Consider the following 11,429-nt stretch of genomic DNA (forward strand, 5'->3'; position numbering starts at 1 on the left):
CTGCGAAACCGGTGTGTGGTGGACCTCGAACCTACGCTAAGTGGTGAGCGATCGCGCGATGACCAAGCGCTGAATCTGGTTGGTGCCCTCGAAGATCTGCGTGATCTTGGCCTCGCGCATATAGCGCTCGACGCGGTAGTCGCGGGTGTAGCCGACGCCGCCGAACACTTGCACCGCGTCCGTCGTCACCTTCATCGCGGCGTCGGTGGCCACCAGCTTGGCGATGCTGGCCTGCGTCGAATACGGCCTGCCCGCATCGCGTCTGCGCGCCGCATCCAGGTACGTCGCCCGTGCCGAAACCACCGCCGCTGCCATATCCGCCAGCAGGAACCCCAGCCCCTGGTGGTCGATGATCTTGCGGCCGAACGTCGTCCGCTCATTGGCATACGACACCGCCTCGTCCAGTGCGGCCTGCGCAATACCCGTCGCCACCGCGGCAATACCCAGCCGGCCCGAATCCAACGCGGAGAACGCGATCTGTAGACCCTGGCCCTCAGCACCGATGAGTCGATCACCGGAGATACGGGCATGGTCGTAGAACGCCGACGTCGTCGGCACCGCATGCAGCCCCATCTTCTCCTCGGGCTTGCCGAACGACAGCCCGGGCAGGTCGCTCGGCACCAGAAAACACGAAACGCCCCGCGAGCCTTCGCCGGTGCGCGCGAACAAGGTATAGAAATCAGCCCGGCCGCCATGGGTGATCCACGACTTCGACCCGTTGATCTCAAAGCCGTCGTCGACCCGCACCGCCTTGCACTGCAGCGCCGCCGCATCCGAACCGGCCTGCGGCTCCGACAGGCTGTACGCCCCGATCTGCGAGCCCGAAAGCATGCCGGGCAGCCACCGCTTCTTCTGTTCCTCGGTGCCGAATATCAGCAGCGGATGCGACGACAGGCTGTGCACGCTCACCGCAACCGCCACCGCCGCCCACCGGGCCGCGATCTCCTCGAGCACCTGCAGGTACACCTCATAGGGCTGGCCGCCGCCGCCCCACTCCTCGGGCTGCGGCAAGCTGAGCAACCCCGCCTCGCCCAACTGCGCGAACACGCCCTCGGGATACGTCTCGGCCTTCTCGTGCGCATCGACTATCGGGTCGAGCACCTTGTCGGCGATGTCGCGGGTCAGCGCGATCAGCTCAGCGGCTTCCTCGGTGGGCAGCAACCGGTCGACAGTCATGCGATATGTGTCTTCCTACTAGGGTTCTGCACAATGCATACCGCAGGGTGAATCCGGCGGGGGAAGTAGAGCTGCACAACTTATGACAGATACACAGACGACTGTGGGGGTCGTCCGGGAATCAGTTGCGGACGAACGGCGCGTGGCTCTGGTGCCCAAAGCCGTCGCGTCGCTGGTCAACCGCGGTGTCGCGGTGGTGGTGGAGGCCGGCGCCGGCGAGGGGGCGCTACTGCCCGACGACCTCTATACCGCGGTGGGCGCGACGATCGGCGATGCCTGGTCGGCCGACGTGGTGGTCAAGGTCGCGCCGCCGACCCCCGACGAAGTAGACCGGCTCAAGAGCGGGCAGACGCTGATCGGCTTCCTCGCCCCGCGCAACGCTGACAACCAGATCGACGCGCTGAAGGCCAAGGGCGTGCAGGCGTTCGCCCTCGAAGCCATCCCGCGGATCTCCCGAGCACAGGTGATGGACGCGCTCTCGTCGCAAGCCAACGTCGCCGGGTACAAGGCGGTGCTGCTCGCGGCATCGGAGTCCACGCGGTTCTTCCCGATGCTGACGACGGCGGCAGGCACCGTGAAGCCGGCCAGCGTGCTGGTGCTCGGCGTCGGTGTCGCCGGCCTGCAGGCGCTGGCCACCGCCAAGCGCCTGGGCGCCCGCACCACCGGATACGACGTGCGTCCCGAGGTGGCCGACCAGGTCCGCTCCGTCGGCGCGAACTGGCTGGATCTGGGCATCGAGGCCGCGGGCGAGGGTGGCTACGCGCGTGAGCTCACCGACGAGGAGAAGGCCCAGCAGCAGAAAAAGCTCGAAGAGGCGATCACCGGGTTCGACGTGGTGATCACCACCGCGCTGGTGCCCGGCCGTCCCGCGCCGCGATTGGTGACCGCCGCCGCGGTCGAAGGCATGAAGCCGGGCAGCGTCGTCGTCGACCTCGCCGGCGAGACCGGCGGCAACTGCGAACTCACCGAGCCGGGCAAGACCGTCGTCAAGCACGGCGTGACCATCGCCTCGCCGCTGAACCTGCCCGCGACCATGCCCGAGCACGCCAGCGAGCTGTACTCCAAGAACATCACCGCGCTGCTGGACCTGCTGATCAAAGACGGCACGCTGGCGCCCGATTTCGACGACGAAGTGATCGCGGCGTCCTGCGTCACACGAGAGGCATAGATGTACGAACAGCTACTCGCCAACCTGGCGATCCTGGTGTTGTCCGGGTTCGTCGGGTTCGCCGTGATCTCGAAAGTGCCCAACACGCTGCACACGCCGCTGATGTCGGGCACCAACGCCATCCACGGCATCGTGCTGATCGGCGCGCTGGTGGTGCTCGGCCGCGCCGAGCACCCGTCGCTCGCGATCCAGATAATCCTTTTCGTAGCGGTGGTTTTCGGCACGCTCAACGTCGTCGGCGGTTTCGTGGTCACCGACCGCATGCTCGGCATGTTCAAGGGTAAGAAGCCCGCCAAGGCCGCCCCCGCCGAGACGAATGGACAAGCCCGATGAACTACCTCGTCGTGCTGCTGTACCTCGTCTCGTTCGCGATGTTCATCTACGGCCTGATGGGGTTGACCGGGCCGAAGACCGCGGTGCGCGGCAACTGGATTGCCGCCGCGGGTATGGCGATCGCGGTGATGGCCACGCTGGTCGCCATCCGCGACACCGAGAACTGGGGATTGATCATCGGGGGTCTGCTGGTCGGTGTGGCGCTGGGCGTGCCGCCGGCGCGGATGACGAAGATGACTGCGATGCCGCAGTTGGTGGCGTTTTACAACGGCGTCGGCGGCGGCACCGTCGCACTGATCGCGCTAGCGGAATTCATTGACACCAGCGGGTTTTCGGCCTTCAAGCACGGCGAGGAACCCACCGCGCACATCGTGGTGGCATCGCTGTTCGCGGCGATCATCGGCTCGATCTCGTTCTGGGGGTCGATCATCGCGTTCGGCAAGCTGCAGGAGATCCTGCCCGGCAAGCCAATCGGCATCGGCAAACTGCAGCAGCCGTTGAACATGCTGCTACTGGCCGGCGCGGTGGCCGCCGCCGTCGTGATCGGGCTCAATGCCCATCCCGGCACCGGCGGGGCGTCGCTGTGGTGGATGATCGGCCTGCTGGCCGCTGCGGGTGTGCTCGGCCTGATGGTGGTGCTGCCGATCGGTGGCGCCGACATGCCCGTCGTCATCTCACTGCTCAACGCGTTGACTGGATTGTCTGCAGCCGCAGCAGGTTTGGCGCTCAACAACACCGCGATGATCGTCGCCGGCATGATCGTCGGCGCGTCTGGTTCGATCCTGACCAACCTGATGGCCAAGGCGATGAACCGGTCCATCCCGGCGATCGTGGCCGGCGGGTTCGGTGGCGGCGGCGTGGCCGTCGGCGGCGGGGACGGCGGCGAGAAGCACGTCAAGTCCACGTCAGCCGCCGACGCCGCGATCCAGATGGCCTACGCCAACCAGGTGATCGTCGTCCCGGGCTACGGCCTCGCGGTGGCCCAGGCGCAGCACGCCGTCAAGGATCTGGCCACCCTGCTCGAAGAGCGTGGTGTGCCAGTGAAATACGCCATCCACCCGGTGGCCGGCCGGATGCCCGGCCACATGAACGTGCTGCTGGCCGAGGCCGAGGTCGACTACGACGCGATGAAGGACATGGACGACATCAACGATGAGTTCGCCCGCACCGACGTCACCATCGTCATCGGCGCCAACGACGTCACCAACCCCGCGGCACGCAACGAGGCGAGCTCACCGATCTACGGCATGCCGATCCTCAACGTCGACCAGTCCCGGTCGGTGATCGTGCTCAAGCGGTCGATGAATTCGGGTTTCGCCGGCATCGACAACCCGCTGTTCTACGCGGAGGGGACGACGATGCTGTTCGGCGACGCGAAAAAGTCGGTTACCGAGGTGGCGGAGGAGTTGAAGGCGCTTTAGACGGGCGGGTACGCCGGTGGCGGATACACGCCGCGAAGACCCCAGGCGAACCAGTTGAAGAAGAATTCGCCCTCGTCGCTGATGTCGTAGTCCGGATTCGGATCCATCGAATGCCTCCCAGCGTGCCGCGAGCGTTTCCCGGTCGAACCGGATCTCAAGGGGAGTCTAAACCGACCGGCGGCGCCGGGCACACCCCATTTGCTTAAACTGTCCAACCAGTTGTTTGATCCCGATCCGCCTGCCGATAGTGAGTCGCCATGTCATCCGACGCCAACAACGGGATGTCCCGGCGCGAAGAGTTGCTGCTGGTCGCCACCAAGCTCTTCGCCGCCCGCGGATATCACGGCACCCGGATGGACGACGTTGCCGATGCGATCGGGCTCAACAAGGCCACCGTCTACCACTATTACGCCAGCAAGTCGCTGATCCTCTACGACATCTACAAGCGCGCCGCCGATCAGACGGTGGCGGCGGTGCACGACGAGCCGTCGTGGTCGGCGCGCGAGGCGATCTACCACTTCACGCACCGTCTGCTGGCCAACATCGCCAACAACATCGACGGGGCGGCGGTGTACTTCCAGGAGAACCCGTATATCGCCGAGTGGTTCACCGAGGACCAGGTCGCCTACATCCGTACCGCCGAGGCCCAGGTCTACGAGCATGTCCGCGATGTCATTGACCGCGGCATCGCCAGCGGCGAGTTCTACGAGTGCGACTCTCATGTGCTGGCTCTTGGCTACATCGGCATGACGCTGGGCGCCTACCGTTGGCTGCGGCCCACCGGCCGGCTCGGCGCGCAGGAGATCGCCGTCGAGTTCAGTACCGCCTTGCTGCGGGGGCTGATTCGCGACGAGGCTGTGCGGGCCGATTCACCGCTGGGCATCGACATAGAAGCGCAGCGTTAGAAAAGGATGATCTGCCGCACCGCTTTACCGTCGGCGAGCTGGTCCATGCCGTCGTTGATCTGTTCAAGCGTGATCGTCGACGACACCAGAGCTTCGACCGGCAGCCGCCCCGCCCGCCACAGGTCCACGAAGCGGGGGATGTCACGGGCGGGCACGGCGGAACCGAGATAGCTGCCGATCAGCGAGCGCCCTTCGGCGACAAATCCCAACGGCGACACGCTGATTCGCGCCTCCGGTGGTGGCAGGCCGACGGTGATGGTGCGTCCGCCGGGTGCCGTCAGCCCGATCGCGGTCTCCAGCGCGCGCGGGTGCCCGGCGGACTCGATCACTGCCGCCGCCTTGATGCCGTGCTGGGTGGCCTGTTCCGGCGTGTACGTGTCGTGCACGCCCAATTCACGCGCACGGTCGAGTTTGTCGGACAGCCGGTCGACGCCGACGACGTGGACGTCGTCGTGCGCCAGTGCGGTGAGCACCGCGGCCATGCCGACACCGCCGAGGCCGACGACGACCACGGTGTCACCGGGCCGAGGTTTGGCGACGTTGAGCACCGCGCCGCCGCCCGTCAGTACCGCGCACCCGAGCAGTGACGCGACCGTGGGCGGCACATCGGCGGGCACCGGCACCACCGAGCGACGGTCGACGACCGCGTGGGTGGCGAATCCGGATACCCCGAGGTGGTGGTAAATGGGCCGGTTGTCGCGGGTGAGGCGAATGTCGCCGCACATCAGCGTGCCCGCGGCGTTGGCGGCGCTGCCCGGCTCACACGGGGTCAGACCGTCGGTCGCGCAGGCCGGGCAGCGACCGCAGCGCGGCAGGAACGTCATCACGACGCGCTGTCCGACGGCCAGGTCGGCCTTGCTCTGCTCGACGACGCCGGCCGCCTCGTGGCCCAGCAGCATCGGCACCGGCCGGACCCGGTTCCCGTCGACGACCGACAAATCGGAGTGACACAGTCCGGCGGCCTCGATGCGGACCAGAAGTTCGCCGTCCTCGGGGGGCGCCAGATCCAGCTCATCGACCGTCAGCGGCGTCGAGTCGCGGTAGGGACGGGGCAGACCGATCTGTTCGAGTACGGCTCCACGGATCTTCATGCCGACAAGCCTGCCCTGGCTGAGACACTTCAGCCATGACCAGCGAGCTCACCCGCCGCGATTTTCCAGTGCACTGGCCGGTGCTGACCCGGTGGACCGACAACGACATGTTCGGCCACCTCAACAACGCGGTGTACTACGAGTTGTTCGACACCGCGATCAACGCGTGGATCAACACCAGCTGCGATATCGATCCGCTGGCGGTGCCGTGGCTGGGCGTGGTGGCCGAGTCCGGGTGCAAGTACTTCGCCGAGCTCAAGTTCCCCGACCCGCTGGTGGTCGGGCTGGCGGTTGCGCGGCTGGGCAACAGCAGCGTCACCTACCGGCTCGCGATCTTTCAAGTGGATGACGCTCCCGTCGCGGCGGAGGGTCACTGGGTGCACGTCTATGTCGACCGGGTGACCCGACGGCCGGTGCCGATCCCCGACGCCATCCGTTCGCTGCTGAAAACCGCTTGTGTGTAGGCCGATATGCTCGCCCAATGCCGCTCGTGAGCAAGACCGTCGAGGTCGCCGCCCCCGCCGAGGCGATCCTGGCCATCGTCAAGGACTTCGAGAAGTATCCGGAGTGGAATCCGGAGATCAAAGGCTGCTGGGTGCTGGCGCGCTACGACGACGGCAGGCCCAGCCAGCTGCGGCTCGACGTCGAGGTTCAGGGACAGGCCGGCACGTTCATCACGGCGGTCTACTACCCGGGCGAAAATCAGATCTACACCGTGCTGCAGCAGGGCGATCACTTCGACAAACAGGAGCAGAAGTTCTCCGTCGTCCCAATCGGCGCGACCTCACTGCTTACCGTCGACCTCGACGTCGAGACCAAGATGGCCATCCCCAAGACCATGGTCAAGAAGGCGATCGGCGACACGCTGGATTACCTGGCCGACAACTTGAAGACGCGCGCCGAGCAGCTGGCCTAGTGGCTTGATGGTCAGGCGCCGAGCACCTTTAGTACTACCCCGGAGCGTCGGGGCCGTTCCACAGGCCGGTCTGCTCCAAACGCGCGATCAGCCGTGCCGCACCGTCGGTGAATTGACCACTGACCAGCTCGACCGCGGCCCCCGCATCGTGGCGGCGTAGCGCCTCGATCAGTGCGCGGTGGTTCGCGATCGCCGCGGTCGCCCATTGCGGGTCGCTCGCATAGATCAGCGGCGGCAGGTAACGCGCCACATGCAGCCGGAACCACGCCAGCTTGATGCGCCCGCTGGCGAGATTGAACGCCCGGTGGAACGCGAATTCGGCGGCCGCCACCGCCTCGGCGTCCGACCGTGCGACCGCGTCCTCCAGGTCGGCGAGCACCCGCTCCAACTCGTCGATCTGTTCGTCGGTGATGCGTTCGGCCGCGGTGGCGGCGAGCTTCCTCGCGAGCGTGGCCTGCAACCAGAAGATGTCCTCGATGTCGGTGCGGGTCAGCGGTAAGACGACGTGGCCGCGATGCGGCTCCAGCTGCACCATGCCCTCGCCGCGCAGCGTGCGCAGCGCCTCACGCACCGGGGTGATGCTGACACCCAGGGCCGCGGCCGTCTCGTCCAGCCGGATGAAGGTGCCCGGCCGCAGAGCGCCCGACATGATGTCCACCCGCAGACGCGCGGCGACCTCGTCGGACAGCTGCTCGCGGCGCACGCCGCGCGACGGCGTCGGCAGTGGTCTGACGGGTGCGTTCACGGTGGCCTCCACGGCCTCTCCATGGCCAGTTGTGCGCTCAATGCCGAGGGGTTGTTCCCGGGCCGCCGAGGCCATAGTGTGACCGGGGCAACACCATGTTTGATCAAATATCATCGCCGCGCAAGCCACCGACCGATGGAGCACGAAACGTTGAGTAACCCCGCCGTGCCATCCGCTACCGAGCAGCCTTATCTCGCCCGCCGCCAGAACTGGTGCAACCAACTCGCCCGGCACGCGTTGATGCAGCCCGACGCGACGGCACTGCGTTTCCTCGGCCACACCACCACCTGGGGTGAACTCGACCGTCGGGTCAGCGCTCTCGCGGGCGCGCTGCACCGCCGCGGTGTCGTGTTCGGCGATCGGGTGCTGATCCTGATGCTCAACCGGACCGAATTCATCGAATCGTTCTTGGCGGTCAACAGGCTCGGCGCCATCGCGGTTCCGGTCAACTTCCGGATGACGCCGCCGGAGATCGCGTTCCTGGTCAGCGACTGCCAGGCCAAGGTCGTCATCACCGAGTCGGTGTTGGCCAACGTCGCCACCGCCGTGCGGGATCTCGATGCCACCCTCACCACGGTGATCGTCGCGGGCGGCGCCGGTGAGGACGGGGTGCTCGACTACGACGACCTGCTCGCCGAAGAAGGCGACGCCGCGCCGACGGTGGACATCCCCAACGACTCGCCCGCGCTGATCATGTACACCTCCGGCACCACCGGCCGGCCCAAGGGCGCGGTGCTGACCCACACCAATATCGCCGGCCAGGCGATGACCAACCTGTTCACCACCGGCGCCGACATCAACAACGACGTCGGCTTCATCGGCGTGCCGCTGTTCCACATCGCCGGCATCGGCAACATGATCGGCGGTTTGCTGCTCGGCCTGCCAACGGTGCTGTACCCGCTGGGCGCGTTCGACCCCGGCGCACTGCTCGATGTGCTCGAGGCCGAGAAGGTCACGGCGATGTTCCTGGTGCCCGCGCAGTGGCAGGCGGTATGCGCCGCGCAGAAGGCCCAACCGCGCGATCTCAAACTGCGGGTGCTGTCGTGGGGTGCCGCGCCGGCGTCGGACACGCTGCTGCGCGAGATGTCCGAGACTTTCCCCGGCACCCAGATTCTTGCCGCCTTCGGACAGACCGAGATGTCGCCGGTGACGTGCATGTTGTTGGCACAGGACGCAATTCGCAAACTCGGATCGGTCGGCAAGGTCATCCCGACGGTGACCGCGCGGGTGGTGGACGACGATATGAACGACGTGCCGGTAGGCCAGGTCGGCGAGATCGTCTACCGCGCACCGACGTTGATGGCCGGCTACTGGAACAACCCGAAAGCCACCGCGGAGGCCTTCGCCGGCGGCTGGTTCCACTCCGGCGATCTGGTCCGCCAGGACGAAGAAGGCTATGTCTGGGTAGTCGACCGTAAGAAGGACATGATCATCTCCGGCGGCGAGAACATCTACTGCGCCGAAGTAGAGAATGTGCTCGCCGCGCACCCCGCAATCGTTGAGGTCGCGGTCATCGGTCGCCCCGACGAAAAGTGGGGCGAAGTCCCCGTCGCGGTAGCCGCTGTCACCGAGTCCGGCCTCGATCTGGCCGAGCTCGACGAATTCCTTACCGAACGGCTGGCCCGCTACAAGCATCCGAAGGCGCTGGAGATCGTCGACGCGCTGCCCCGCAACCCCGCCGGCAAAGTCCTCAAGACGGAACTGCGAGCACGGTTCGGCGTTGCGAAATCTGCTGACGCAAACGAAAGGAGTTCTGCGGCAACGGTTTCTGCTGGTAGCCGGGAGGCATAGGCATGGAGCAGATGTTTGCTAACGGTTCGGGTCTCAATCCAGCGGATGCGGTGTACGGTCAGCACAGCATCGGGTACAGTCCTGTGGTCTCACTTACTACCCACGGGTAGGGAGACGGTGGTCACACACACGGGGACGGGGCAAGGAGGGGGCGTGCGACAGCGACTGCCGTGGCGCCACGACGATCCGAGATCTGTCGTGGGAGTGCACCGGTGACAACGCAGACCAGCCTGGTTGATTACGCCCGCGGCCAGATCCAGCCCGGCCTGGAAGCCGTCGGCGGGTTCTTCCGGATGTGCGTGCTGACGGCCAAGGCACTGTTCCGCCGGCCGTTCCAATGGCGCGAGTTCATCTTGATGAGCTGGTTCGTCATGCGCGTCGCGATCATGCCGACCATCGCGGTCTCCATTCCTCTGACCGTATTGCTCATCTTTACCCTGAACATCCTGCTCGCCCAGGTCGGCGCCGCCGACATCTCCGGCGCGGGCGCGGCCATCGGCGCGGTCACCCAGCTGGGGCCGTTGACGACGGTGCTCGTGGTCGCCGGCGCCGGTTCGACGGCCATCTGCGCTGACCTCGGCGCCCGCACCATCCGCGAAGAGATCGACGCGATGGAGGTGCTCGGCATCGACCCCATCCACCGGCTGGTGGTGCCGCGCGTGCTCGCCGCGACGTTGGTCGCCACCCTGCTCAACGGGCTGGTGGTCATCGTGGGTCTGGTCGGGGGCTTTATATTCGGGGTGTATCTGCAGAACGTGTCGGGTGGCGCGTACCTGGCCGGTCTGACGCTGATCACCGGTCTGCCCGAAGTGGTGATCGCGACCATCAAGGCCGCGACGTTCGGGCTCATCGCCGGCCTGGTCGGCTGCTATCGCGGACTCACTGTGAAGGGCGGCTCCAAGGGCCTGGGCGTCGCCGTGAACGAGACGGTGGTGTTGTGCGTCATCGCGCTGTTCGCGGTCAACGTGGTGCTGACGACCATCGGCGTGCGGTTCGGGACGGGGCGCTGAGATGTCCACTACCGCAGTCCTTCGCGCTCGCTACCCCCGGGCAGCCGCCAACCTCAACCGCTATGTCGGTGGCGTGGGCCGCGCGCTCGAAGACGTCGGGAAGATGGCGGTCTTCACGGTCACCGCTGCCTGGGGGGTCGTGTGGGCGACCCGGCGCTATCGCAAGGAAGCCCTACGCCTGATCGCCGAAATCGGCATGGGCACCGGCGCGATGGCCGTCGTCGGCGGCACGGTGGCGATCGTCGGCTTCGTCACCCTGGCCGGTAGCTCGCTGGTGGCCATCCAGGGCTTTGCGTCCTTGGGCTACATCGGTATCGACGTCTTCACCGGCTTCTTCGCCGCCCTGATCAACGTGCGCCTGGCCGCCCCGATCGTCACGGGTGTCGCCCTGGCCGCCACGGTCGGCGCCGGCGCGACGGCCGAGCTCGGCGCGATGCGCATCAGCGAAGAGATTGACGCGCTGGAAGTGATGGGCATCAAGTCGGTCGCCTACCTGGTGTCCACCCGCATCATGGCCGCGGTGGTGGTGATCATCCCGATCTACGCGCTGGCGATGCTCATGTCGTTCATCTCCCCGCAGGTCGTCACCACGGTGCTGTACGGCCAGCCGTCGGGCACCTACGACCACTACTTCCGAACCTTCCTGCGCCCGGAAGACGTCTTCTGGTCGTTCGCACAGGCAATCCTCATCGCAGTGATGGTGATGGTCACCCACTGCTACTACGGCTACACCGCCAGTGGTGGTCCGGTCGGCGTCGGTGAGGCGGTCGGTCGATCGATGCGCTTCTCCTTGGTATCCGTGACGGTTGTTGTCCTGTTCGCCGCGTTGGCGCTCTACGGCGTCAACCCGAACTTCAACTTGACGATGTGAGC

13 protein-coding genes are annotated in these 11,429 nt (G+C 66.4%); 9 read left to right on the forward strand and 4 right to left on the reverse strand.

Going from position 1 to position 11,429, the window contains the following annotated elements; genetic code table 11:
• Positions 1–36 precede the first annotated feature (36 nt).
• Positions 37–1,176 (reverse strand): acyl-CoA dehydrogenase family protein, encoded by a 1,140-nt coding sequence (locus CWS39_RS16965; RefSeq protein ID WP_102144097.1) that lies wholly within the window; start codon positions 1,174–1,176, stop codon positions 37–39.
• A gap of 82 nt (positions 1,177–1,258) precedes the next feature.
• Here CWS39_RS16965 and CWS39_RS16970 point away from each other — a divergent pair, with 82 nt between their 5' ends.
• The 3 genes from CWS39_RS16970 to CWS39_RS16980 are packed head-to-tail and all read left to right on the forward strand — an operon-like array spanning position 1,259 to position 4,098.
• Positions 1,259–2,344, forward strand: coding sequence for a Re/Si-specific NAD(P)(+) transhydrogenase subunit alpha (locus CWS39_RS16970; RefSeq protein WP_102144098.1), 1,086 nt, complete (start codon positions 1,259–1,261; stop codon positions 2,342–2,344).
• A complete protein-coding gene (locus tag CWS39_RS16975; RefSeq protein ID WP_102144099.1) occupies positions 2,345–2,677 on the forward strand; it encodes an NAD(P) transhydrogenase subunit alpha part 2 in 333 nt (110 codons plus the stop codon).
• Entirely contained in the window at positions 2,674–4,098 is a 1,425-nt protein-coding gene (locus tag CWS39_RS16980; RefSeq protein WP_102144100.1) for an NAD(P)(+) transhydrogenase (Re/Si-specific) subunit beta, read from the forward strand. The genes CWS39_RS16975 and CWS39_RS16980 overlap by 4 nt, the downstream gene beginning before the upstream one ends.
• Here the strand turns inward: CWS39_RS16980 and CWS39_RS16985 are convergent.
• Positions 4,095–4,205 (reverse strand): hypothetical protein, encoded by a 111-nt coding sequence (locus tag CWS39_RS16985; RefSeq protein ID WP_102144101.1) that lies wholly within the window; start codon positions 4,203–4,205, stop codon positions 4,095–4,097. The two genes, CWS39_RS16980 and CWS39_RS16985, sit on opposite strands and share 4 nt — an antisense overlap.
• A gap of 150 nt (positions 4,206–4,355) precedes the next feature.
• Between CWS39_RS16985 and CWS39_RS16990 the strand changes: the two genes are divergently transcribed.
• On the forward strand, positions 4,356–5,003 hold the full coding sequence (locus CWS39_RS16990) for a TetR/AcrR family transcriptional regulator (RefSeq protein ID WP_102144102.1): 648 nt from the start codon (positions 4,356–4,358) through the stop codon (positions 5,001–5,003).
• Here CWS39_RS16990 and CWS39_RS16995 read toward each other — a convergent pair.
• The gene (locus CWS39_RS16995) at positions 5,000–6,094 is read right to left on the reverse strand and encodes an alcohol dehydrogenase catalytic domain-containing protein (RefSeq protein ID WP_102144103.1); all 1,095 of its coding nucleotides are present in this window, start codon (positions 6,092–6,094) and stop codon (positions 5,000–5,002) included. The two genes, CWS39_RS16990 and CWS39_RS16995, sit on opposite strands and share 4 nt — an antisense overlap.
• Positions 6,095–6,129: 35 nt before the next feature.
• On the opposite strand from CWS39_RS16995, the gene CWS39_RS17000 reads away from it, so the two are divergent.
• Complete coding sequence (locus CWS39_RS17000) at positions 6,130–6,558, forward strand: acyl-CoA thioesterase (protein WP_102144104.1); 429 nt, start codon at positions 6,130–6,132, stop codon at positions 6,556–6,558.
• A 17-nt stretch (positions 6,559–6,575) separates the two neighbouring features.
• Positions 6,576–7,010 (forward strand): SRPBCC family protein, encoded by a 435-nt coding sequence (locus tag CWS39_RS17005; protein ID WP_102144105.1) that lies wholly within the window; start codon positions 6,576–6,578, stop codon positions 7,008–7,010.
• 34 nt (positions 7,011–7,044) lie between these two features.
• On the opposite strand, the gene CWS39_RS17010 is transcribed toward CWS39_RS17005, so the two are convergent.
• Complete coding sequence (locus CWS39_RS17010; RefSeq protein WP_233213546.1) at positions 7,045–7,755, reverse strand: GntR family transcriptional regulator; 711 nt, start codon at positions 7,753–7,755, stop codon at positions 7,045–7,047.
• Between the two features lie 135 nt (positions 7,756–7,890).
• On the opposite strand from CWS39_RS17010, the gene fadD5 reads away from it, so the two are divergent.
• The 3 genes from fadD5 (at position 7,891) to CWS39_RS17025 (ending at position 11,427) form a co-directional block, all read left to right on the forward strand.
• Positions 7,891–9,546 (forward strand): fatty-acid--CoA ligase FadD5, encoded by a 1,656-nt coding sequence (gene fadD5 / locus CWS39_RS17015; RefSeq protein ID WP_102144107.1) that lies wholly within the window; start codon positions 7,891–7,893, stop codon positions 9,544–9,546.
• 212 nt (positions 9,547–9,758) lie between these two features.
• Positions 9,759–10,556, forward strand: a complete 798-nt coding sequence (locus CWS39_RS17020; RefSeq protein WP_102144108.1) for an MlaE family ABC transporter permease — start codon at positions 9,759–9,761, stop codon at positions 10,554–10,556.
• A 1-nt stretch (position 10,557) separates the two neighbouring features.
• Positions 10,558–11,427 carry an ABC transporter permease gene (locus CWS39_RS17025; RefSeq protein ID WP_102144109.1) on the forward strand — a complete coding sequence of 290 codons (870 nt, stop codon included), beginning with the start codon at positions 10,558–10,560 and terminating at the stop codon, positions 11,425–11,427.
• The last annotated feature ends 2 nt before the right edge of the window (positions 11,428–11,429 follow it).

Origin of the sequence: Mycobacterium hubeiense, from assembly GCF_002838065.1 — a bacterium.
GTDB lineage: Bacteria > Actinomycetota > Actinomycetes > Mycobacteriales > Mycobacteriaceae > Mycobacterium > Mycobacterium hubeiense.